The 22,426-nt window shown below is 65.0% G+C and carries 22 protein-coding genes; 9 read left to right on the forward strand and 13 right to left on the reverse strand.

Translation table 11 applies throughout. The features are described 5' to 3' along the window. Window positions 1–180 precede the first annotated feature (180 nt). A complete protein-coding gene (locus AB7532_RS33070) occupies window positions 181–816 on the forward strand; it encodes a LysE family translocator (protein WP_441238842.1) in 636 nt (211 codons plus the stop codon). A gap of 122 nt (window positions 817–938) precedes the next feature. Here AB7532_RS33070 and AB7532_RS33075 read toward each other — a convergent pair whose 3' ends face one another. After that, the gene (locus tag AB7532_RS33075) at window positions 939–1,565 is read right to left on the reverse strand and encodes a glutathione S-transferase family protein (protein ID WP_441238843.1); all 627 of its coding nucleotides are present in this window, start codon (window positions 1,563–1,565) and stop codon (window positions 939–941) included. 174 nt (window positions 1,566–1,739) lie between these two features. Between AB7532_RS33075 and pyrE the strand changes: the two genes are divergently transcribed. Both pyrE and AB7532_RS33085 read left to right on the forward strand, forming a co-directional pair. Continuing rightward, window positions 1,740–2,303 carry an orotate phosphoribosyltransferase gene (gene pyrE / locus AB7532_RS33080; RefSeq protein ID WP_441238844.1) on the forward strand — a complete coding sequence of 188 codons (564 nt, stop codon included), beginning with the start codon at window positions 1,740–1,742 and terminating at the stop codon, window positions 2,301–2,303. A 295-nt stretch (window positions 2,304–2,598) separates the two neighbouring features. Further along, a complete protein-coding gene (locus tag AB7532_RS33085) occupies window positions 2,599–3,381 on the forward strand; it encodes a DUF2865 domain-containing protein (protein WP_441238845.1) in 783 nt (260 codons plus the stop codon). A 118-nt stretch (window positions 3,382–3,499) separates the two neighbouring features. Here AB7532_RS33085 and AB7532_RS33090 read toward each other — a convergent pair whose 3' ends face one another. The 5 genes from AB7532_RS33090 to AB7532_RS33110 all read right to left on the reverse strand — a co-directional run bounded on the left by AB7532_RS33090 (window position 3,500) and on the right by AB7532_RS33110 (window position 9,865). Then, window positions 3,500–3,931, reverse strand: a complete 432-nt coding sequence (locus AB7532_RS33090; RefSeq protein WP_441238846.1) for a hypothetical protein — start codon at window positions 3,929–3,931, stop codon at window positions 3,500–3,502. A gap of 118 nt (window positions 3,932–4,049) precedes the next feature. Beyond that, window positions 4,050–4,721: a ligase-associated DNA damage response endonuclease PdeM gene (gene pdeM, locus AB7532_RS33095; RefSeq protein WP_441238847.1), complete on the reverse strand. Its 672-nt coding sequence runs from the start codon at window positions 4,719–4,721 to the stop codon at window positions 4,050–4,052. Between the two features lie 53 nt (window positions 4,722–4,774). Continuing rightward, the gene (locus AB7532_RS33100; protein WP_441238848.1) at window positions 4,775–7,339 is read right to left on the reverse strand and encodes a ligase-associated DNA damage response DEXH box helicase; all 2,565 of its coding nucleotides are present in this window, start codon (window positions 7,337–7,339) and stop codon (window positions 4,775–4,777) included. A gap of 254 nt (window positions 7,340–7,593) precedes the next feature. Continuing rightward, a complete protein-coding gene (locus tag AB7532_RS33105) occupies window positions 7,594–8,823 on the reverse strand; it encodes an ABC transporter substrate-binding protein (RefSeq protein WP_441238849.1) in 1,230 nt (409 codons plus the stop codon). 115 nt (window positions 8,824–8,938) lie between these two features. Then, window positions 8,939–9,865, reverse strand: coding sequence for a methyltransferase domain-containing protein (locus tag AB7532_RS33110; RefSeq protein WP_441238850.1), 927 nt, complete (start codon window positions 9,863–9,865; stop codon window positions 8,939–8,941). A 68-nt stretch (window positions 9,866–9,933) separates the two neighbouring features. On the opposite strand from AB7532_RS33110, the gene AB7532_RS33115 reads away from it, so the two are divergent. From AB7532_RS33115 to AB7532_RS33135, 5 genes are all read left to right on the forward strand, one after another. After that, window positions 9,934–10,971, forward strand: a complete 1,038-nt coding sequence (locus AB7532_RS33115) for a ligase-associated DNA damage response exonuclease (RefSeq protein WP_441238851.1) — start codon at window positions 9,934–9,936, stop codon at window positions 10,969–10,971. Further along, complete coding sequence (locus tag AB7532_RS33120) at window positions 10,968–12,656, forward strand: cisplatin damage response ATP-dependent DNA ligase (protein WP_441238852.1); 1,689 nt, start codon at window positions 10,968–10,970, stop codon at window positions 12,654–12,656. Before AB7532_RS33115 ends, AB7532_RS33120 begins: the two co-directional genes overlap by 4 nt. Before the next feature lie 74 nt (window positions 12,657–12,730). Beyond that, window positions 12,731–13,033 carry a DUF6460 domain-containing protein gene (locus AB7532_RS33125; RefSeq protein ID WP_441238853.1) on the forward strand — a complete coding sequence of 101 codons (303 nt, stop codon included), beginning with the start codon at window positions 12,731–12,733 and terminating at the stop codon, window positions 13,031–13,033. Between the two features lie 30 nt (window positions 13,034–13,063). Continuing rightward, window positions 13,064–13,798 carry an MBL fold metallo-hydrolase gene (locus AB7532_RS33130; protein WP_441238854.1) on the forward strand — a complete coding sequence of 245 codons (735 nt, stop codon included), beginning with the start codon at window positions 13,064–13,066 and terminating at the stop codon, window positions 13,796–13,798. 1 nt (window position 13,799) lies between these two features. After that, window positions 13,800–15,125, forward strand: a complete 1,326-nt coding sequence (locus AB7532_RS33135) for an MATE family efflux transporter (protein WP_441238855.1) — start codon at window positions 13,800–13,802, stop codon at window positions 15,123–15,125. Window positions 15,126–15,261: 136 nt separating this feature from the next. On the opposite strand, the gene AB7532_RS33140 is transcribed toward AB7532_RS33135, so the two are convergent. Together AB7532_RS33140 and AB7532_RS33145 are read right to left on the reverse strand one after the other, a co-directional pair. Further along, window positions 15,262–16,359 carry a quinone-dependent dihydroorotate dehydrogenase gene (locus AB7532_RS33140; RefSeq protein ID WP_441238856.1) on the reverse strand — a complete coding sequence of 366 codons (1,098 nt, stop codon included), beginning with the start codon at window positions 16,357–16,359 and terminating at the stop codon, window positions 15,262–15,264. After that, window positions 16,356–16,700 carry a DUF952 domain-containing protein gene (locus tag AB7532_RS33145; protein ID WP_441238857.1) on the reverse strand — a complete coding sequence of 115 codons (345 nt, stop codon included), beginning with the start codon at window positions 16,698–16,700 and terminating at the stop codon, window positions 16,356–16,358. The genes AB7532_RS33140 and AB7532_RS33145 overlap by 4 nt, the downstream gene beginning before the upstream one ends. A 190-nt stretch (window positions 16,701–16,890) precedes the next feature. Between AB7532_RS33145 and AB7532_RS33150 the strand changes: the two genes are divergently transcribed. Beyond that, window positions 16,891–17,544: a S24 family peptidase gene (locus AB7532_RS33150; RefSeq protein ID WP_441238858.1), complete on the forward strand. Its 654-nt coding sequence runs from the start codon at window positions 16,891–16,893 to the stop codon at window positions 17,542–17,544. Window positions 17,545–17,688: 144 nt separating this feature from the next. Here the strand turns inward: AB7532_RS33150 and AB7532_RS33155 are convergent, their stop codons facing one another. The 5 genes from AB7532_RS33155 to AB7532_RS33175 all read right to left on the reverse strand — a co-directional run bounded on the left by AB7532_RS33155 (window position 17,689) and on the right by AB7532_RS33175 (window position 22,191). After that, the gene (locus tag AB7532_RS33155) at window positions 17,689–19,329 is read right to left on the reverse strand and encodes a lysine--tRNA ligase (RefSeq protein WP_441238859.1); all 1,641 of its coding nucleotides are present in this window, start codon (window positions 19,327–19,329) and stop codon (window positions 17,689–17,691) included. Window positions 19,330–19,509: 180 nt separating this feature from the next. Further along, window positions 19,510–20,445, reverse strand: coding sequence for a transporter substrate-binding domain-containing protein (locus AB7532_RS33160; protein WP_441239406.1), 936 nt, complete (start codon window positions 20,443–20,445; stop codon window positions 19,510–19,512). Window positions 20,446–20,662: 217 nt separating this feature from the next. After that, window positions 20,663–21,253, reverse strand: coding sequence for an SCO family protein (locus AB7532_RS33165; RefSeq protein WP_441238860.1), 591 nt, complete (start codon window positions 21,251–21,253; stop codon window positions 20,663–20,665). Window positions 21,254–21,277: 24 nt separating this feature from the next. Further along, entirely contained in the window at window positions 21,278–21,472 is a 195-nt protein-coding gene (locus AB7532_RS33170; RefSeq protein ID WP_441238861.1) for a hypothetical protein, read from the reverse strand. A 248-nt stretch (window positions 21,473–21,720) separates the two neighbouring features. Then, window positions 21,721–22,191, reverse strand: a complete 471-nt coding sequence (locus AB7532_RS33175) for a hypothetical protein (RefSeq protein ID WP_441238862.1) — start codon at window positions 22,189–22,191, stop codon at window positions 21,721–21,723. Window positions 22,192–22,426: the final 235 nt, after the last annotated feature.

The following is a 22,426-nucleotide window of genomic DNA, read 5'->3' on the forward strand; positions in this document are numbered from 1 at the left end:
GGTTGGGCGAAGATCGCCCATGACGAACTCGCCACGAACTTCTCCTTGGGGGTATGGGTCCCCGCGTTCGCGGGGACGACTGCGGTGACATGCGAGCCAAATTGTCCTCCGTGCAATTGCACGATGGCTCCGCCGCGCCGCGCATATTAGAACCACTGCATCTCCCGCACCGGTTCATCCATGCCCCACACATCCGCACTGCTCGGCTTCGCCCTCGTCTGCCTTGGTCTCGTGCTCACGCCGGGGCCGAACATGATCTACCTGATCTCACGCTCGATCACGCAGGGGCCCGCGGCGGGCATCGTCTCGCTCGGCGGCGTGGCGCTGGGCTTCGTGTTCTACATGCTGTGCGCGGCGTTCGGCATCACGGCGCTCTTGCTCGCCGTTCCCTTTGCCTATGACGCGTTGCGCTTTGCCGGCGCCGGCTACATGCTCTGGCTCGCCTGGCAGGCGGTGAAGCCGGGCGGGCGCTCGCCGTTCCAGGTGAAGACGCTTGCGATCGACAGCCCACGCAAATTGTTCGCGATGGGCTTCGTCACCAATCTGCTCAACCCGAAGATCGCGATGCTGTATCTGGCGCTGCTGCCGCAGTTCATCGACCCCACCGCCGGCAGCGTGCTGACGCAGTCGGTGATGTTAGGGGCGATCCAGATCGCGATCAGCGTCAGCGTCAACGCGATGATCGCGCTCGCGGCTGGATCGATCGCGCTGTTTCTGGGGAGCCGGCCAAGCTGGATGCTGGTGCAGCGCTGGCTGATGGGCACTGTGCTGGCCGGGCTCGCGCTGCGGATGGCGGTGGAAGCGAAGAAAGTGTGAGGCACACTGCCATGCCCCGGCTTGACGGGGCATCCAGTACGCCGAGGCCTCTCGGCTTAATCACCGCCGCCTCTGGAATATTGGGTCGCCCGGTCAAGCCGGGCGACGACAGCGTCCAACAATCAATCCAGCTTCGCCTCCATCCCCCGCTTCACGGCCGGGCGCGCCATCAGGGCGTCGTACCAGCGCTTGACGTTGGGGAAATCGGCCAGATCAACCTTGTGGCGAGGATGGCGCCAGGCCCAACCGAGGATGGCAAAATCGGCCACCGAGAGCTCGCCGGCGACGAAGTCATGGTCCGCCAGCCGGCGGTCGAGCACACCGTAGAGCCGGCGGGTCTCGGCCATATAGCGCTTCAGGCCATAGGCGCGGTCCTGCTCGTTCTCGAGCGCGATGAAATGGTGCACCTGGCCGGGCATCGGGCCCAAGCCGCCCATCTGCCACATCAGCCATTCATAGACCGGGACGCGCTCCGAGAGCGATTTCGGCAGGAATTTGCCGGTTTTTTCGCCGAGATAGAGCAGGATCGCGCCGGATTCGAAGATGCCGACCGGCTTGCCATCCGGGCCATCGGGGTCGAGGATCGCGGGAATCTTGTTGTTCGGGGAGAGCTTCAGGAACCCGGGCGCCATCTGCTCGCCCTTGGTGATGTTCACCGGGATCACCTTGTAGGGCAGCCCCATTTCCTCCAGCGCGACCGAGATCTTGCGGCCGTTCGGCGTGTTCCAGGTGTGCAGCTCGATGGTCATTTTGGGCGCTTCCTTCCCCGAGATATCTGGCATCCACCTACCTCAGAAGGTTGCACCCCCACAACCGGCGGACCGGGATGGCCGATCCCTGTTGACGGGAGACGCCCCCTCTGGAATGTCGCGGCCGTCGCGGATAAATTCCGCCACTTCCAAAAACGCTCCCGAGGGACCGCCGTGTCGAAATCTGCCTCCCGCGCCCGCCTGTTCGAAATCATCCGCCGGCGCTCCTTCGGCCGGGGTGACGTCACGCTCGCGTCGGGCCGCAAGAGCGATTTCTATTTCAACCTCAAGCCGACCATGCTCGACCCCGAGGGCGCGACCCTGCTCGCGGAGCTGACCTATGAGGCGCTGAAGGACGACAATCTCGATTTCATCGGCGGGCTCGAAATGGGCGCGGTGCCGCTCGCCGGCGCGCTGGCGCAGATCTCCTGGATCAAGGGCCATCCGATCGCGGCGTTCTTCGTGCGCAAGAAGCCGAAGGAGCATGGCGCCAAGCTCGCGATCGAGGGTCTGCCCAAGGGCGAGACGCTGGAAGGCAAGCGCGTCGTGATCGTCGAGGACGTCACCACGACAGGCGGCTCGGCGATGAAGGCCGTGGAATCCGTGCGCGAGACCGGCGCCGAAGTCGTGCTGGTGCTGACCATGGTCGACCGCGAGGAAGGCGCCACGGATACGTTCGGTGCAGCCGGCCTGCCGTTCCGCTCGCTGTACAAGGCGTCGGAATTCTTGAAGGCGTAACCGCTCTCGTGTCCCGGGCGCGGCGCAGCGCATAGCGGTGCGACGCAGAACCGGGACCCAGTCTCGCTCCCCATCGACATGGGCCCCGGCTCTGCAGCGCACCGCTGAAGAAGCGCTGCGCAGCGTCCGGGGCACGAGAGTCCGCCAGGAACGGCTTCCTCAACTCCTCATTTACCATCCCGCTCTATGGTGAATCATATGCTGAGACCTGACGGTCCCGGCCCGGTTCGATAGCGTCGGGTGGAGTAAGCGTTTGCGTACAGTCATCTCCCATGCGCGCCGGCGGCGTCGCGCGATGCTTGTGGCCGCCACGCTCGCAGCACCGCTGCTGGCAATGCCGGCCCCGGTTTCGGCCGAAGGCCTGTTCGACTTCTTCTTCGGCGGCATGCAGCAGCAACAGCGGCCGCAGCGCGAAGTGCCGCAGCAGGCGAACTCCTACGCCGATCCCTTCACCGGCCAGCAGAATGCAACTCCGCAATACGTGCCGCCGACACGCTCGGCCGCGGCTGGCGGCTCGGGTCCCGCCTTCTGCGTGCGCAGCTGCGACGGCAAATACTTTCCGCTGATGCGCGGCCTCGTCTCGCCCGCACAAATGTGTCAGGCGTTCTGTCCCGCCAGCGCAACCAAGGTCTATTTCGGCTCCTCGATCGACGGTGCCGCCTCGCAGACGGGCGAGCGCTACGCCGACAGCGAGAACGCGTTTGCCTATCGCAAGGCGCTGCGGTCGGACTGCACCTGCAATGGCCGTGAACCGGTCGGCCTTGCCCCGGTCGATCTGGCGCTGGATTCCTCGCTGAAAGCCGGCGACGTCATCGCCACCACCGACGGCCTCGTCGCCTATACCGGCATCCGCCTCGGCACCGACCAGGCCGCCGACTTCACCCCGGTCGCCTCCTATCCCGGCCTCACCGCGCAGGTCCGCGCACGCCTCGGCGAGATGAAGGTGGCGCCGGTGCGAGCCGAGACGGTGTCGGCAGATGCGCCGGCATCGACCGAGATCGTGCGTGAGGCGTTGCCTGACGTGACGGTGCCGAAGACGAGTGCTCAGAGACCGGCGAAGCGGGCGGGGCTGGATTAGGCTCCAACTCTCTCCACGCCGTCATTGCGAGCGCAGCGAAGCAATCCAGAGTCTCTCCGCGGAGAGATTCTGGATTGCTTCGTCGAAGAGCTCCTCGCAATGACGGATGTTGGCGCGACTACCTCCCGATAATCACCCCGATCACATTCGGCGCAGCCAGGTATTTTTCCTCGATCGCCGCGCGCGCGGCGGCGCGGTTTTCGGCCGTGAGCAGGCCGCGCTTCTCGGCCAAAATCATCCAGCAGAAGCCCCACCAGTCGGTCAGCATGCCCGTTTCACCAATGAGGTCGTAACCCTGCTCGGCCGCGAAGATGCGCGCATGCGCTTCGTCCAGCGTATCGAGGAACAGATGGTCCTCGGTCGCGAACAGATCGTCGCTGACGTCGTCGATGGTGTAGCCCCAGATCGACTGGCACACCGCGTTGAACTCGCGGTCGAACTGGTCGTCATCGACCCTCTGTCGCCGCGCCGCCTGATGCAGCCGCGACAGCGAGCGCGCGAAATCGGCGATGCGGGTGAGCGCAAATTGATCGAAGGCAATGGTGGACATGTAGTCCTCGCAAAGTCTGACAGACGCTAGATGTGGTGTCGGCAACGCGCCGAATCACAATGATATATCAAAGACTTGCTAAAGTGTTCTTAATTTGTTCCGGAGCGTTACCGAAAGCTCAAGAACAGCGCGAGGCCGCAATCGCGTGGACGCGGCGGTCGCCGAGCAGATGGGCGACGAAGCCGTTCTTGGGGAAGATTTTTCCGAAAGCCGCGTCACGGATGCTGAGGCCGCCGGCATAGGCGCCGAAGGCAGGCATCACGGCGCGCATCCCGTCGCTGGCGAAACAACGCCGCTCCATCGAGCGTCCGCGCGTGGAGACGCGGGCCTTGGGATGCAGATGGCCGGCGATCTCGCCATGGGCGCCGGTCGGCTCGTGACGGAACGTGATCGGGCCGATCGCGACTTCGTCGGCGACGGTGCCGCCGAGATCGCGCGGCAGCATGGGATCGTGATTGCCGGAGATCCAGATCCAGTCGCGGCCGGTCTGAAGCGCGGCGACGGCCTCGCGATCATCCGGCGACAACCGCTCATGCGCGCTGCGATCATGAAAACTGTCGCCGAGCGCGATGACAATTCGTGGGTTGTGGCGGGAGATGACAGCAGCGAGACGGCTCAGCGTCGCCAGCGTGTCGTAAGGCGGCAGCAGCACGCCACGCATGGCGAAGCTGGAACCCTTTTCCAGATGCAGGTCGGAGACGACGAGCAGGCGCTGCTCGTCCCAGTACAGCGCGCCGGAGAGGTCGGCTGCGAAGGTCACATCGGCAATGGTGACTCTGGAAACGCGCATGTCCTCGATATCCTCTGAAACCTGCGCGCCTGCCGCCACGTCCAAACCTGCTCTTATCCCATCGCCTCTTTGACGAGTTCCTCGGCGGCTTCCGCCAAAAGCTCGTCTCCAGCTTCGCCATAGACTGACTCGCGGCCGATTTCCAGCATCACGGGGACGGCGAGCGGGGAGACGCGGTCGAGTTCCCGATGGGTGATGCGGCCCTGGATGCGCGCAAGCATGTCGCCGAGGCGGCGCAGGTCGAGCAGGCCGGTGGCCGCATCGGCACGCGCGGCGCGCAGCAGGACGTGATCGGCCTGATGTTTTCGCAAAACGTCATAGACGAGATCGGTGGAGAACAGCACCTGGCGGCGGCTTTTCTCCTCGCCGATGTGGCGGCGCGTGATCAGGCCGGAAATGATCGCGCAGCTGCGGAAGGTGCGCTTCATCAAAGCGGATTCGGCAAGCCATGCCTCGAGGTCGTCGCCGAGCATGTCGGGGTCGAACAATGCGTTGAGATCGATCCGGCCATTGCGGATCATGGAAGACATGTCACCCAGCGTCCAGATCGCCACCGCATATTCGTTGGCGACGAAACCGAGAGGTCGCGCGCGGGCCCGCTCCAGCCGGCGCGTCAGCAGCATGCCGAGCGTCTGATGCGCAAGACGTCCTTCGAAGGGGTAGAAGACGATGTAATGCTTGTTGGCGCGCGGAAAGCTCTCGACCAGCAGCTCGCGCACCGCCGGCACGCGCGAGACGTCCTTTTGCAGCGACAGCCAGTCGCGCACCTGCTCCGGCAACGCATTCCACGCCCGCGAATCATCGAGCAGGCGGCGAACCCGCTCGGCGAGATAGGTCGAGAGCGGGAACTTGCCGCCCATATAGGACGGCACTTTCGGATCCTTGTCATGCGCGCGCGAGACATAGACCTGATCCTCGACCAGGGTTTCGTAACGCACCACCTCGCCGCTGAACACGAACGTGTCGCCCGGGCTCAAGCCCTCGATGAAGGCTTCCTCGATCTCGCCGAGCAACCGGCCACCGCGCGCGATCACGCCCGTGGAGCCCGAACCACCGCCGCGCGAGCGCACCAGCCGCACCTTCAGCATGTCGTCCTCGACGATGGTGCCGACATTCATCCGGTAGCTCTGCCGCACCTTGGGATTGGCGACGCGCCAGCGGCCCTCCTTGTCCTGCTTGATGCGGGCGAAGCGCTCATAGGTCTTCAGTGCGTAGCCGCCGGAGGCGACGAAATCGACGACGTCGTCGAAATCCTGCCGCGTCAGATCCGCGTAGGGCGCGGCGGTGCGCACCTCATCGTAAAGCTCGCCGGAGAGAAACGGCTCGCCGCAGGCGCATCCCAGCACGTGCTGGGCCAGCACGTCGAGCGCGCCGGTGCGCAGGGGCGGCGTATCCTGCGCATTCTCGGCGATCGCGTCGATCGCGACACGGCACTCCAGCACCTCGAAGCGATTGGCCGGCACCAGCACCGCGCGCGAGGCCTCGTCGAGACGGTGGTTGGCGCGGCCGATGCGCTGCATCAGGCGCGACGATCCCTTGGGCGCGCCGATGTTGACGACGAGATCGACGTCGCCCCAATCGACGCCGAGGTCGAGCGAGGAGGTGCAGACCACGCCGCGCAGCCTGCCCGCCGACATCGCGTCCTCGACCTTGCGGCGCTGGGCGACGTCGAGCGAGCCGTGATGCAGGGCGATCGCAAGGTTGTCGTCGTTCATGCTCCAGAGATTCTGGAACAGCATCTCGGCCTGGCTGCGGGTGTTGACGAAGACCAGCGTAGTCTTGTTCGCTTTGATCAGCTCGTAGATCTCGGGAAGCGCGTGGCGGGCGCTGTGGCCGGCCCAGGGCAACCGCTCGCGCGTGTCGAGCATCTCGACCTGCGGCGGCGCGGCACCGCCTGCAATGACGATGTCGGCCGATTCGGCCTTGTCCTCGGGTTGCGGTACGAGAAAGCGTGCCAGCGATTCCGGTTCGGCGACCGTCGCCGATAGCCCGATCGCGCGCATCTGCGGCGCCAGCCGCCACAGCCGCGCCAGCCCCAGCGAGAGCAGATCGCCGCGCTTGGACGTCACCAGCGCATGGAGTTCGTCGAGCACGATGCGCTTGAGCGAGGAGAACAGGAACGGCGCGTCGTCGGAGGAGAGCAGCAGCGCGAGCTGCTCCGGCGTCGTCAGCAGGACATCGGGCGGATAGCGCCGCTGCCGCTGCCGCCGCGAGGTTGGCGTGTCGCCGGTGCGGGTCTCGATCTTGATCGGCAGCCCCATCTCCGCGACCGGCCGCTCCAGGTTGCGGGCGATGTCGACGGCGAGCGCTTTTAACGGCGAGATGTAGAGGGTGTGGAGACCGCCAGCGCGCTGCAGGCTGCGGCCGGTGGAGACTACGAATTTCGCCGAAGCGGCCGGCGCGGAACTCAACTCCACCAGCGTCGACAGAAATCCCGCCAGCGTCTTGCCGGCGCCGGTGGGCGCGATCAGCAGTGCAGAGCGATCCTCGCGCGCCTTCTCCAGCAGCGCGAGCTGATGTTCACGCGGCGTCCAGCCGCGGGCCGCAAACCACGCCTGGAAGCGGTCGGGCAGCAGCGCGGGCGTCTCGGCCGGGATTTTGCGGATGCGGGGCGGCACGGCATGACAGGTAAGCCGTGGGGGTGGGTTCGTCGAGGGGTGGGAGGGCGAGATGCATCTCCGCCGTCATGCCCGGGCTTGTCCCGGGCATCCACGTCTTTGTCCCCGCGGCAAGAACGTGGATGGCCGGGACAATCCCGGCCATGACGAGCATGTGGAGGCAGCGTGAGTCCAACTGCCTCCGTCCTCGCGCAGGCTCCCCCTCACCCTAACCCTCTCCCCGCAAGCGGGGAGAGGGGAAGAGAGGAGTGCTCCTACTCCGACATCGGCTTGTCGGAGATGTCCCAGTCCTTGCCGGTGAAGGTGGAGATGAAGAGCGTCTTCATCGGCGTGTAGTCATCGGGCGTGTAGCTGTAATTCACGCCGTCGAGGAAGTAGGGGGAGTGGAAGCCGTTGAGGTTCGACGCCTGCTTCAGCACGTTGGCGCGGGTGAGATCGTCGCCGCAGCGGCGCAAAATCTCGCCCATGGTCACGGCCTGACCGTAGCCGGCGAACGCGATGGTGTTGTCCTGATCGATGGCCGGCGTGTACTTCTTGCGCAGCTCCTCGAACGCCATCACGTCAGGATCCTTCTCCCACTTCGGCAGGCCGACCTCCTTGTTGTAGCGGATGGCGACGATACCGGTGGCATTCTCCAGCCCCGCAGCGTTGAGGATCGAGCGGCCGGTCGAGCCCGCCGACAACAGTTGCAGCGGCTTCCAGCCGAGCTCGACGACCTTGCGGATCGACTGCGACGTCGCCTTGCCGGTGGTGATGTTGTAGAAGACGTCGGCACCCGACTTCGAGAGATTGATCAGCTGGGAATCGACGGTCGGCTCGGTCAGATCATAGGTCTGCTCCATGATCACCTTTGCGGTGCCGCCGGCGTCTTCCAGAACTTTCTTGAACGGAGCGAGGAAGTCGCGGCCGAAATCGTCATTCTGGTAGAGGATGCCGATCTTCGCGTTCGGCTTCACGGCAACGACGTGCCGCGCCAGGATGCGCGCTTCGGTCGGATAGAGCGGCAGCCCCGCCATCGTCCATTTGAACTCTTTCGGATTGTTCCACTTCGACGCGCCGGTGTTGAGCAGCAGTTGCGGCACGCCCTTGGAGTTCAGGTATTTGTGCACGGAGGTCTGCGGCGCGGTGCCGAGCGAGCCGTAGAGCGCGAGCACTTCCTCCTGCTCGACCAGACGCCGCGTTGCCTCGACGCATTTCGGCGCGCTGTAGGCATCGTCCATGGTGAGGAACTTGACCTTGCGGCCGTTGATGCCGCCCTTCTCGTTCAGCATCTGGAAATAAGCTTCCCCGATGCGGCCGAGCACGCCATAGAGCGAGCCGGGGCCGGAGTGCGGGACGGTCTGCCCGATCTTGATCTCGGTGTCGCTGGCGCCCGCATCGTATTTCTTCTCCGCGGCCCAGACATACGGCGCAGGCAGTGTCGATGCAGCGATGGTGGCGAGCGCGCCAGCGCTGAAATCGCGCCGCGATGGATTTTTCGTCATTGTTGTTTTCTCCCTCATGCGTGCATTGTGCTGGCATGGCAGCTTCGCTCGCAAGTGGGAAGTCATCGCCTTGCGACGCAATGACGCCAGAATCGCAGTGGGTTAGCGCCTAGACTCAAGTTTTCTCGGTGACGACGACGAGACCGCGCACCGGCTCGTTGTTCTCGATGCGCGGCGACGCCGCCTGCAAGGTCAGAAGCTTGAATCCAGCCCTGACGATCGCGCTTCGCACATATTCCGCGGCATGGGCATAGCGCAGGCCTTCGCCGAGAATGATGCCATTGCCATCGTGGGTCTCGAGCGTGAACGCGAGCACGCCACCCGACGCAAGCACGCGCCTTGCTTCCGTCAACACCGGCGCGAGATCGGACAGATACACAAACGCATCCGCCGCCACGATCAGGTTCGCGCTTGCGTTGATCTTGCCGCGCAGGCCCTCGATCATGTCCGCGACTTCGAGCTCGGCATAAAGACCCGTTGCGCGCGCCTCCTTGATCATGCCGGGCGATAGATCGATGCCGGTGAAATGGTCGACCTGCTTTGCGAAGGCGGCGGCCGCAAGTCCGGTGCCGCAGCCGAGGTCGACGGCGTGCTTGAACAGAGCGGGCTTGCCGGCGGCAACGCGTGCGGCCACCACCGCCTTGAAGATCAGGGACGGCGCGCGATAGTCAAGATCGTTGACCAGCACATCCTCGAAATGCGGCGCATATTGATCGAACAGGGCCTGCACATAGGCCTTGGGCATCTCGGAGAGTTGCTCGTCGCCCAGACGTATCAGGTGCAGGCTGGCACCGTGCTGATCACCGGGATCGACCTCGCGCGCTTTGCGGAATGCCGCGATGGCCTTGTCGCGCTCGCCCAGCTGCTCGCGGATCTCGCCGAGCGTGAACCAGGCCGAGGTGAAATCCGGCGCGAGCTCGAGCGCCTGCTCGATGAGGTCGGCGGCGGCGGGCAGATCGCCCTTGAGCTGGAGATCGCGCGCGAATTCAAAGCGGCGGTCGGCAATGAGATCGCCGGAGGACAGGAACAGGCGCAGGGGCATGGAGGAACCGGAAAAAGCGAAGTGGGCGAGTGACTCGAAGATGAGGCGGCGCCACCTATATATCAGGCATGCGCCCCCAAGACATCCTGATGCCCCTCGCGAGCGGCCTGTGCTGCAAGCCCGGCGGCTTCCATATCGACCCTGTCCGCCCGGTGGAGCGGGCCGTGATCACCCACGGCCATTCCGATCACGCCCGCGCAGGCCATGGCGCGGTGCTGGCGACGCAGGAGACGCTCGACATGATGCGGCTGCGCTACGGCGAGAATTTTGCCGGCTCGACGCAGGCGATCGGCTATGGCGAGGAAATCCGGCTCGGCGAGGTCCGCGTCAAGTTTCACCCGGCCGGCCATGTGCTGGGCTCGGCGCAGGTCGCGGTAACCTGCAAAAATACCTGCATCGTCGCCTCCGGCGACTACAAGGATGCGCCCGACCCGACCTGCACGCCGTTCGAGCTGGTGCCCTGCGACGTCTTCATCACCGAGGCCACCTTCGGCCTGCCGGTGTTTCGCCACGGCGATGCCGCCGACGAGGTCAGGAAGTTGCTGGCCTCCGTCGCGTTGTTTCCCGAGCGCGCACATCTCGTCGGCGCCTATTCGCTCGGCAAGGCGCAGCGCGTGATCAAGCTGCTGCGCGACGCCGGCTATGACGCACCGATCTACCTGCATGGCGCGATGGAGAAGATCACGCACTACTATCAGAGCCGCGGGATCGATCTCGGCGAGCTCAGGCCGGTGATGGGCGTGAAGAAGGCGGCACTCGCCGGCACCATCACGCTGGCGCCGCCGTCGGCGACATCAGATGTCTGGACGCGACGCTTCCCCGATCCCGTCACCGCGTTCGCCTCGGGCTGGATGCGCGTGCGCGCCCGCGCGCGCCAGCGCGGCATCGAGCTGCCGATGGTGATCTCCGATCACGCCGATTGGGACGGCCTCACCGCGACGATCGCGGCGACCGGCGCCGGCGAGATCTGGGTCACCCATGGCCAGGAAGACGCGCTGGTGCATTGGTGCAAGGCGCGCGGGTTACGGGCGCAGCCGCTCGACCTCGTCGGTTACGGCGACGAGGAAGAGAGCGAGACGCCGCTGACCGGCGAGGCGGACGCATGAACCGCTTCGCCGAGCTGCTGGACCGCCTCGCCTACGAGCCCGGCCGCAACAACAAGCTGCGCTTGCTCACCGGCTATTTTCGCGAGGTCGGCGATCCCGACCGCGGCTATGCGCTGGCGGCGCTGACGGGCGCGCTGAGTTTCAAGCACGCCAAGCCGGCACTGATCCGCAATTTGATCGCGTCGCGCACGGATGAAGTGCTGTTCGGACTGAGCTACGACTACGTCGGCGATCTCTCGGAGACGGTCGCGCTGATGTGGCCGAAGGCCGAGCTGGCCGCCCACAACAATCCACCGCCTCCCACCCTCACCGAAGTCGTCTCGACGCTCCGCACCCTCGGCAAGACCGAGCTGCCGAAGCAGCTTGAACGCTGGCTCGACGAGCTCGACGAAACCGGCCGCTGGGCGCTTTTAAAACTCGTCACCGGCGCGTTGCGTATCGGTATCTCCGCACGGCTCGCCAAGACCGCAGCCGCCGCGCTCGGCGACAAGGACCCGCACGAGGTCGAGCTGATCTGGCCGGGCCTGGCGCCCCCCTATCCCGACCTGTTCGCCTGGCTGGAAGGCCGCGGCGAGAAGCCGGTCAATCTTGATCCCGCGCCGTTCAGGCCGGTGATGCTGGCGCATGCGATCGAGGACACCGATTTCGCAGCGCTCGATCCCGCCGACTACATCGCCGAATGGAAATGGGACGGCATCCGCGTGCAGGCGGTCGCCGGACGCGACGAGCACGGCCAGATCACCGCACGGCTCTATTCGCGCACCGGCGAGGACATCACCGGGAGTTTTCCGGATCTGGTGCCGTCGCTGCGGTGGCCGGGCGCCATCGACGGCGAGCTGCTGATCCTGCGCGAAGGCCGCGTCCAGAGTTTCAACGTCCTGCAGCAGCGGCTCAATCGCAAAATCGTATCGCCGAAGCTGATCAAGGAGTTTCCGATCCACCTTCGCGCCTACGATCTGCTCGGCGACGACGCCAACGATCTGCGCGAGCTGCCGTTCGCCGAGCGACGCAAGCAGCTGGAGACGTTCATCGCCAAGCTCGACGATCCCCGCATCGATCTGTCGCCCACCGTGCCCTTCGCGAGCTGGGACGCGCTCACCGCCGCACGCGCCGATCCGGCGAGCGCCGGTGCGGGCGAGGATGCGGATGCCGTCGAGGGTGTGATGCTGAAGCGGCGCGATGCGCCCTATCTGCCGGGGCGGCCAAAGGGACAGTGGTGGAAGTGGAAGCGCGATCCGCACATCATCGATGCCGTGCTGATGTATGCGCAGCGCGGCCACGGCAAGCGTTCGTCCTATTATTCCGACTACACTTTCGGCGTCTGGACGGACGGCGCGACCGGCGACGAGCTGGTGCCGGTCGGCAAAGCCTATTTCGGCTTCACCGACGAGGAGCTGTTGCAGATCGACCGCTTCGTCCGCCGCAACACCACCGAAAAGTTCGGCCCGGTCCGCCATGTCGTGCATGAGGGCGACAAGGGGCTGGTGCTGGAAGTCACCTTCGAAGGGCTGCAGCGCTCGCCCCGGCACAAATCCGGCGTCGCGATGCGCTTTCCCCGCATCAGCCGCCTACGCTGGGACAAGCCCCCGCGGGAGGCCGACCGACTGGAAACGCTGGAAAAAATGCTGAAAACGGACGAATCCCTACCAACAATTAAGGTTGCGGCGCCGGCCGACAGCCATTGACGGGTGGTTGCGGGTTCCCCATGTGCCCCGCCGTGACCTATAATGGGGTCGAATCCGCTAAGGAGTTTTTTGAGATGGTCCAAGACGTCAGAGATTTGCCGGCCGGCCGCAGCGATGGGCTGAACCGCTTTCTCGGCGGCTCGCCGCTGGCGGTCGCGTTTCGCCTTGTCCTGCTCTCGATCCTGGTCGGCGTCGTGCTGGCGACGATCGGCTTCGATCCCTGGAACATCCTCACCAGCATCCGCCTGCTGTTCCAGCGTCTCTGGGATCTCGGCTTCGACACCGTGAACTGGCTATGGCGCTACTTCCTGCTCGGCGCCGTCATCGTGATCCCGATCTGGTTGCTGATGCGCGTCTTCGGCGCCCCACGCCGCTAAGCCCGGGCATATTCAGGGAGCCCGCAGCCGATGCAACTGCGTTTCGTCGGCTGCGGCGACGCCTTCGGGTCGGGCGGCAGGCTCAACACCTGCTTCCACGTCTCCGGGCGCGCGGCGAACTTCCTGATCGATTGCGGAGCGTCGGCCCTGCCGGCGCTGAAGCGCCTCGAGATCGAGCGCGATGACATCGATCTCATTCTCATCACGCATTTCCACGGCGACCATTTTGCCGGCCTGCCCTTCTTCCTCCTTGATGCGCAATTCTCGCGGCGGACCAAGCCGCTGACGATCGCGGGCCCGCAAGGCGTTGAGACGCGACTGAAGCAGGTGATGGAGGCACTGTTCGAGCACGCCTCGAAGACCAAACAGCGCTTCGAGCTGAACGTCGTCGAGCTCGCGCCCGGACAAAGCCATATCTTCGGCGCGGTGAAGGTGACGCCCTACCCGGTCGTGCACGGCGAATCGGGCGGGCCGTTCCTGGCCTACCGCGTCGAGACCGAGGGCCGAACGCTGGCCTACAGCGCCGATACCGAATGGACGGAGACGCTCATTCCGCTGGCGCATGGCGCGGACCTTTTCATTGCCGAAGCCTATATGTACGAGAAGGTGGTCAAGAACCATCTCAGCCTGAAGACCTTGGAACAGCATTTGCCAGCCATCGGCGCCAAACGCCTCGTCCTCACCCATATGAGCGACGACGTGCTGTCGCGTCTCCACGACATTCCGCATCTCGCCGCCGAAGACGGCATGGTGCTCGTGTTCTGACATGCACGCGCCCGTTCCCCTCACAATCGGCTCCCGCCAGGTGTTCACCATCGCGGGTCCAGCGATGGTCGCGAACCTGACCACGCCGCTGATCGGCGTGGTCTCGACCACCGCGATCGGACGGCTGGACGATGCCGCGTTGCTCGGCGGCGTCGCGATGGCCTCGGTGATCTTCGACTGTCTGTTCTGGCTGTTCGGCTTCCTGCGCATGAGCACGCTGGCCTTCACCGCGCAGGCGCTGGGCGCCGGCGAGACGCGCGAGCAGACCGTGATCCTGGTGCGCGGCTTCATCGTCGCCGGCCTGATCGGTGCAGGGTTGATCGTGCTGCAATTGCCGCTCGCCACCGCGCTGTTCGATCTGATGGGCGGCAGCGAAGGCGTCACGCGCGCCGCGAAGACCTATTTCATGATCCGGATCTGGTCGTCGCCATTCGCCTTCGCGAACTATGTCATCCTCGGCTGGCTGGTGGGGCAGGCCCGCGCCAATCCGGCGCTGCTGCTTCAGGTGATCATCAATCTCATCAACATGGCGGCGACAATCCTGCTGGTGCTGGTCTACGACACCGGCATCGCAGGCGCGGCGGTTGCCGCATTGCTGTCGGAGACGATCGGCTTCGTGCTCGGCGTCATCGTGTGCCGGCGCTATGCCGTCGGCGGCTTCGCCGTCCCTCGCACGACCCTGTTCGACCGCGAAAAACTGCTGCGGCTGCTGGCGGTGAACTCCGACATCATGATCCGCACCGCCGCGCTGATCACCGTGTTTCTGTTCTTCACCGCCAAGGGCGCGCGCTCCGGCGATGTGACGCTGGCGGCGAATTCCGTGCTCAACAATTTCCTGCTGGTCAGCGCCTTCTTCCTCGACGGCCTTGCCAACGCGGCCCAGCAGCTCTGCGGCCGCACTTTTGGCGCGCGCGACGCAAAAGGCTTTGCGGATTCGACCCGGCTGGTGCTGCTGTGGGGCCTCGGCTTTGCGCTGGTCGTCGCCGTGCTGTTCGCCCTGTTCGGGCCTGATATCATCAACTTCATGACCGCGAGCGAGGATGTCCGTCGCGCCGCGCGCGAGTTCCTGCCGTTCATCGTGCTTGCACCGATCCCGGGCGTGTTCGCGTTCGGCTTCGACGGCATCTATGTCGGCGCCACCTGGGCGCGCGAGATGCGCAATCTGATGCTGGTCTCGCTCGCCATCTTCTTCGGCGCCTGGCTGGCGCTGCAATCGCTCGGCAATGCCGGGCTGTGGTGTGCGCTGATCGCGTTCTACGTGGCGCGTGGTGGATTGCAGGGCGCAAGGTATCCGGCGTTGTACCGGGCGACGTTTTCGAAGCCGTAGCTCTCGTGTCCCGGACGCGCTGCGGCGTGAAACGCTGCTGCGCAGAGCCGGGACCCAGAGCGCAGCCACATGGGCCCCGGCTCTGCAGCGCACTACGCCGAAGCCGGCGCGCTGCGCTGCGTCCGGGGCACGAGATTTACATCCCCGGCCAGTCTTCCGCCGTCAGCGTCGCCGCATCCGCACCGACGATCTCGGACAACGAATCCCGCCCTGTCCGCAGCAGCGTCGACGTCAAGTCACGCTTGATCTCGTCGACGAGACCGAGCCCCTTGTAGACCAGCGACGAATAGAGCTGGATCAGGCTCGCACCGGCGCGAATCTTCGTCAGCGCCGCGCCGCCCGAATCCACGCCGCCGACGCCGATCAGCGGGAAGGCACCCTCGACCCGCACATAGGTTTCCGCGACCATGCGCGTGGACAGGCGGAACAGCGGCCGACCGGAGAGACCGCCCTGCTGCTTGGCACGCATCTCCTCGCGCAGCGTGCTCGGCCGCGCGATCGTCGTGTTCGACACGATCATGCCGTCGACCCGGCGCGCGCGCGCGACCTGGACGACGTCGTCGAGCTGGGCGAGGCTCAGATCCGGCGCGATCTTGAGCAGCACCGGCGTATCGCCGGCGCTCTCGCGCACCCGCTCGCGCGCATCGATCACCCTGGCCAAGAGATCGTCGAGCAGAGCACCTTCCTGAAGATTGCGCAGGCCCGGCGTGTTCGGCGAGGAGACGTTGACGGTGAAATAGCTCGCGACCGGCGCGAAGGTCTCGATCAGCTTGACGTAATCGTTGACGCGATCCGGCGAATCCTTGTTGGCACCGACATTGACGCCGACGATGCCGCCGTGCTGTGCGCGCGCGGCAAGCCGGCGCAGCGCGACTTCCGCGCCGTCATTGTTGAAGCCCATCCGGTTGATGACGGCTTCGTCGCGCTCGAGGCGAAACAGCCGCGGCCGTGGATTGCCGCTTTGCGGCTTCGGCGTCACCGAGCCGATCTCGACGAAGCCGAAGCCGAGCCGCAGTAGCGCGTCGGGCACTTCGGCGCTCTTGTCGAAGCCCGCAGCCATGCCGATCGGATTGGGAAAGTTGAGCCCGAAGGCACGCACCGCGAGCTTGGGATCATCCGTGCGCGGCTTGACCGGCGGCAAGAAGCGCAGGCCCTGAATCGCTAGGCGATGCGCATCCTCCGCATCCAGCCAGCGCAGCAGCGGCAGCGAGAAAGCGTCGAAAGCGCGGATCACGGGGCAAGCTCCGGGGTGTCGTGCCCGCCATCGGAGCGGATGCTGAGATTCATCACCGAAAGCACGGCGCCGAGATCGAGCTCGCCATAGAGATGCGGAAACAGCTCCTCATTGCGCGAGCGCTCCCAGCGGAGTTCGCTGCCGAGCGCGTCGCCGTCGACCTCGACCAGGAATAGCGCGCGCTGCCCGGAATAATGTTTGCGCAGGGTCTCGGGAACCTGGGGAGCGGTCGAGAAATGGATGAAACCGTCGCGCGCATCATCCGCGCTACCCCGGTACACACCCTGCCGTTCCGCCTCGCGCCAGGCCGAGGCCGGACAGATTTTGTAGATCTTGACCACCGCTACCGCAGCCCTGTTTGCCCGTTGAGTCTTTTGGGGTTTTTGGTCTCTTACGGGTCTCAAAACCCGGGCGGGACCGTAAAGGCCGCCCCCTCCGAACTCAAGAGTTAGCGCGTGCCTCTTGCGCGAAAAACGGAAAACCGGTTGATTTGAGGACAGTTTTCCTGAGTTGCGACGGGCTGGACCTTCCATGGTCAGACAAGCCAAAGCACAGAGGATGCTGACCCACGACCGGATCTGGATCGCGCTGGATCGGCTGGCAGCGCGTGCCAGCCTGTCACCATCAGGGCTTGCCAAGCGCGCCGGGCTTGATCCCACCACGTTCAACAAATCCAAGCGCGTCACCGCCGACGGCCGCGAGCGCTGGCCCTCGACAGAGTCGATCGCGAAGGCGCTGGCGGCGGCCGGCTCCTCGATGGATGTCTTTGCCGGACTGATCGACGACGATGCCGGCGACAGCCGCTCCGTGCCGCTGCTCGGGCTCGCACAGGCCGGCGCCAGCGGCGCTTTCGACGAGGCCGGGTTGCCATCCGGCAAAGGCTGGACCGAATTTGCGCTGCCAACCGCCGAAGACAGCCGGACGTTTGCGCTGGAGATATCAGGCGATACGCTCGCACCCGCCTATCGCGCCGGCGACATCATCCTGGTCTCACCCGGTGCGCCGGTCCGCAAAGGCGATCGCGTGGTGGTGAAGACCCGGGCAGGTGAAGTGCTTGTGGCGACGCTGAAGCGCCGCACGGCGAAGATGCTGGAATTGCGGCCGCTCGATGCGACGCAAGCGGAACGCGCGGTTGCAACGGTCGATGTGGCATGGATCGCGCGGATCGTATGGGCGAGCCAGTGAGCTAGGCTCGATGTCATTCCCCGCGAAAGCGGGGAATCCAGTACGCCGCGACGTCTCGATTCATCACGGCCGCCTCTGGAATACTGGATCGTCCGCTCCAGCGCACAATTGCGCGCAAGGCGGACGATGACAGTGAAAATGCCGCTACGCGCTCCGCGCCAGCGCGCCATCGATCATGTTCACCGCGTTCTGCACGCCGTACACCGCGACGAAGGAGCCGAAGCGCGGGCCCTTCTCCTGGCCGAGCAGCACCTGGTAGAGCATGTTGAACCAGTCGAGCGTCACGCCCGGGCGGCCGTCCTTGCCCTTCTTGACCTGGTCGAGGAACGGCTCACGTCGGCCGATCTCGTAGACGACGTTCTGGATGTCTTCAGCGGAGGCTTCCTGCGGAAGCTGCGACAACGCCTCGCGCAAATCCTGGAGTGCTGCGCGCTCGGTCTCGGTGGGCACGCGGAACGTCTTCGTCGGCGCGACGAAGTCGCGATAATAGTTGATGGCGTAGCCGACCATCGCGTCGAGCTTCGGATGCGTCTGCGGGCTCACGCCGGGGCGATAGCGGCCGATGAAACCCCACAGCGTCTCGGCATTCTCCGCGTTCGACGACGACACCAGCGTCAGCAGAAGCTGGAAGGTGACGGGCATCTCGAACTTCGGCGGATTGCCGCTGTGAATGTGCCAGACGGGATTGCCGAGCTGCTGCTTGCCATCCTGCTTCGCAAAGCCGTCGCTGAACTGCTGATAATCGTCGACGTTGCGCGGGATCACGTCGAAGTACAGCCGCTTCGCCGCCTTTGGCTCGCGGTACATGAACAGCGACAGCGATTCCGGCGACGCATAGCGCAGCCATTCGTCGATGGTGAGGCCGTTGCCCTTCGACTTCGAGATCTTCTGGCCCTTGTCGTCGAGGAAGAGCTCGTAATTGAAGCCTTCGGGCGGCGTGCCGCCGAGTGCCCTGGCGATCGCACCCGACAGCTTCACGGAGTCGATCAGATCCTTGCCGGCCATCTCATAGTCGACGCCGAGCGCGACCCAGCGCATTGCCCAGTCGGCCTTCCACTGACACTTGACGTTGCCGCCGGTGACGGGCGTCTCGACTTCCTGATTGGTGTCCGGGTCGACATAGGTCACCGTGCCGGCCGCGACGTCGCGGCGGATCATCGGCACCTGAAGCACGACACCCGTGGTCTTGCTGATCGGAAGGAACGGCGAATAGGTCGCGCGGCGATCGGGGCCGAGCGTCGGCAGGATGATCGCCATCACCTTGTCGTAGGCAGCGAGCATCTTCAGCAGCGTCTCGTCGAAGCGGCCGGACGTGTAATAGTCGGTCGAGCTCGCGAACTCGTAGTCGAAGCCGAAATGATCGAGGAAGGCGCGCAGGCGTGCGTTGTTGTGCGCGCCAAAGCTGTCATGCGTGCCGAACGGATCGGGCACGCGCGTCAGCGGCTTGCCGAGATTGGCTTCCAGGGGTGCCTTGTTCGCCACGTTGTCCGGCACCTTGCGCAGGCCGTCCATGTCGTCGGAGAACGCCAGCAGGCGCGTCTTGACCTTGTCCTCGGTGAGGACGCGGAAGGCATGGCGCACCATCGAGGTGCGCGCGACCTCGCCGAACGTGCCGATATGCGGCAGGCCCGACGGGCCGTATCCGGTCTCGAACAGCACCTCGTCCTTCGGGCTTTTCTTCAGCCGCGCGACAATGGCCTTCGCCTGCTCGAACGGCCAGGCGTTGGATTGTTCGGCGAGCGCACGCAGATCGCTCGGATTCGCGGCAAGATCGATAACGGACATTGAGGGGCCTCCGGGCCGCGGAAAATAGCGATTTCCGGGCAGAATGCAATTTTGTGGGGCGACATCGCCGCCTTCGTCGTCATTGCGAGCGGAGCGAAGCAATCCAGAATCTTTTCCCGGAAACGGTCTGGATTGCTTCGTCGCTACGCTCCTCGCAATGACGACGAGGAGGCAGCGGAATTAAAACGGGCTCACCGAAAAATACCGCAGCCACAGATCGGTGTAGCGGCCTTTTTCCCAGACGCGGAACAGGGCCCAGTTCAGGGCCTGGCGCAACACGTCGTTGCCCTTGCGGACGGCGATGCCGATGCCCTCGCCGAAGAAGCGGCTCTCGACGAAGGGGCCGCCGGAGAAGGCGCAGCAATCACCCGAATCGGTACCGTTGATCCAGAACGCGAGCGAGATGGCATCGCCGAAGATGAAATCGACCTCGCCCTTGCGCAGAGCGCCGCGGAGGGCGTCGTCGTTGGGATAGGGATGCAGCTCGGCGTCGGTGAACATCGCCTTGAGGTAGGCCTCATGCGCGGAGCCGGCGACGACGCCGACCTTCTTGCCTTCGAGATATTCGGGCCGGATCTCCGGCATCACCGCATCCTTGCGCGAGGCGAAGCGCGCCGGCACGCGGTAATAGGGATCGGTGAAATCGACGCGGGCGCGCAGCTGCGGGCTCACCGCCATCGAGGCGATGATGGCATCGCCCCGGTTGGAGGAGAGCGCATCGACCAGGGTCTCGAAGCGGCGCATCTGCACCGTGCAAGTGACCTTGATCTCCTCACACAGTGCACGCGCGAGATCGACGTTGAAGCCGGCTGGATTGCCGTCGGCGCCCGTGTAGTTGAACGGCGGATAGTCGGTCTCGGTCAGGAAGCGGATCACGGTCAGGCGCGACAGGTCCGGCCGCTCCGGCCGCCGCCGCGGATCCCAGAAGCCGGGCACGGCCTGGGGAGCTGCCTGGGCCGCGACCTGCGGCGTGGCTTGAGGCGCGGCGGGGGGTTGCTTGGCGGGGGCCTGTGCATCGGCGCCCGACACACCGGCCAGCAGGCAGACGCCGGCGACCAGTCCCAGCAGGACCCGGCGCACGATTTTGGGCGATTTTACCTGTCGCGACGGGGCCATCGGCGGGAAATGAATGAATTTCATTGGGATCGGAGGGCCTTATAGACCATCCCGCCGGGAACGCGAGCGCGGATTGAGGGCTGGGTAAAGGTCTCTCAGCCGTCATGCCCGGGCTCGTCCCGGGCATCCACGAACTTTCCAGCCCGCCCAAGAACGTGGATGGCCGGGACAAGCCCGGCCATGACGATGTGGAAGCAGCTGCGCCCGGACGAAGCCTTCAAAGATACCGCTTCAAATCGGCCGCGGCCTCTTCCGGGGTCCGCTTCAGGTTGAACGGCGAGACGAACCTGCCGTCGCGGTCCATCAGATAGATCAGCGCGGTGTGGTCCATGGTGTAGTCGCCGTCCTTGGTCGGGACCTTCTTGGCGTAGACCCGGTAGGAGCTGATCACCTTGGCGGTCTCGGCCGGATCGCCGCTGAGGCCTTCGAGATGCGGGTCGAAGCTCGACAGATAGTCCTTCATCGTCGCGACCGTATCGCGCTCGGGGTCGACCGAGATGAAGACGGCATTGACCTTGTCGGCGTCCTTGCCCAGCGCGCGCAGCACCTCCGAGATCTCGAACAGCGAGGTCGGGCAGACGTCGGGACAATGGGTGTAGCCGAAGAAGATCAGGGTCGGCTTGCCCTTGAGGTTCTTGTCGGTGAAGGCCTTGCCGGTCTGGTCAGTGAGCTGGAACGGCCCACCGATCGCGGCCGGCTGCGCCACCTTGCTGACCCCGCCCATGGCCCAGAACACGATCAGGAGCCCGAGGACGAGGCTTGCGGCGAAGGCGGTCGCGATCACCAGCGGACGGGCAGCGGAGCTCATGAGCGGAAAACTTCCTGTCGCGGGTCAGAAGCAGGCGGCAAAGCCGGTCCTGATCATTTCGAAGAACACCTGGCTGCCGTAGTGGAACCAGAGCGCGAGCACGCCGAGCATGACCAGCCCGCCGAACACCGCACCCGCGAACAGCAGCACGGACGGCAGCCGGCCGGCAGTGGGCGAATTGTCCGATACTGGATGGGGCGGGTGCAGCGGTTGAGCCATGACAATGATCGGGGCAAGGGTTCCCCTGCCCTCCAAATAGGCGTTAGCGCAGCACCGGGCAAGCGCGGCGGGGGTGGTGGAGATCACGTGGTGATGAAGCGCTTCGCAATCGCTCCATCCTCGCCATGCCCGGGCTTGCCCCGGGGCATCCATGTACTTTGACCCGACCCAAGAACGTGGATGGCCGGGACAAGCCCGGCCATGACGAAAGATAAGGATCAGCGTCAGAGGCGACCGACGCCAGCAGCCTACCGCGACGACGGCTTGTTGGCCGAGGCCTGCGCGTCCAGGTAGCAGGGCTTGTACATGGCCTGGAGCTGCTTGCCCTTCAGGAAGAGCATGTGCGGCGTGAGGCCGCCGCGCTGACTGATCCAGCGCTTCACCTGCGACGGATACATCGCATAGAGCATCTGGGTCGCCTCGGAGTTGGTGACGGCGCGGCCGTTGCTGCCGAAATCCCAGGCGGCGTGGAAGCCGAGCGTTGCGTGCGAGGTCACACAGATGCGGTCGTGCGGGATGGCGCCGAGGACGATGGTGCAGGCCGAAGCGCACAGGCCGTCGATGATGACGGTATCGCCTGATTGTCGCAGGTCCTGGTATTTGTCGACGTAGGTTCCGATTCGGCCGCCGCGGTCATCCGCGATCCGAACCACTGCGTGAGAAGCCCCCATGCCCGCGATCAGGAGAACCGCCGCAAGCAACCCCGTCAGAAACTTCATTGTCCCCCGCCCCAGTCGAATTCGAATCTGCGTGTCAGGTGGTGATGCATGCGTAGCGTCGGTCCAATCCGCGATTTTGTCTAGGCAGGCCGGCTCGCTCAAAACAAATTCAAATCCAGTGTTGCGTCGGCGCTGCACCCGGACGGACTTCATCCCAAAGTGGAACAAGTTAACGATGTCTTACGCGCCAAACCCTTGATCTCAGCTGCAACCGCTGGCTTCAATCCCGGTCAAC

Source organism: Bradyrhizobium sp. 930_D9_N1_4 (genome assembly GCF_052076015.1).
Classification (GTDB): domain Bacteria; phylum Pseudomonadota; class Alphaproteobacteria; order Rhizobiales; family Xanthobacteraceae; genus Bradyrhizobium.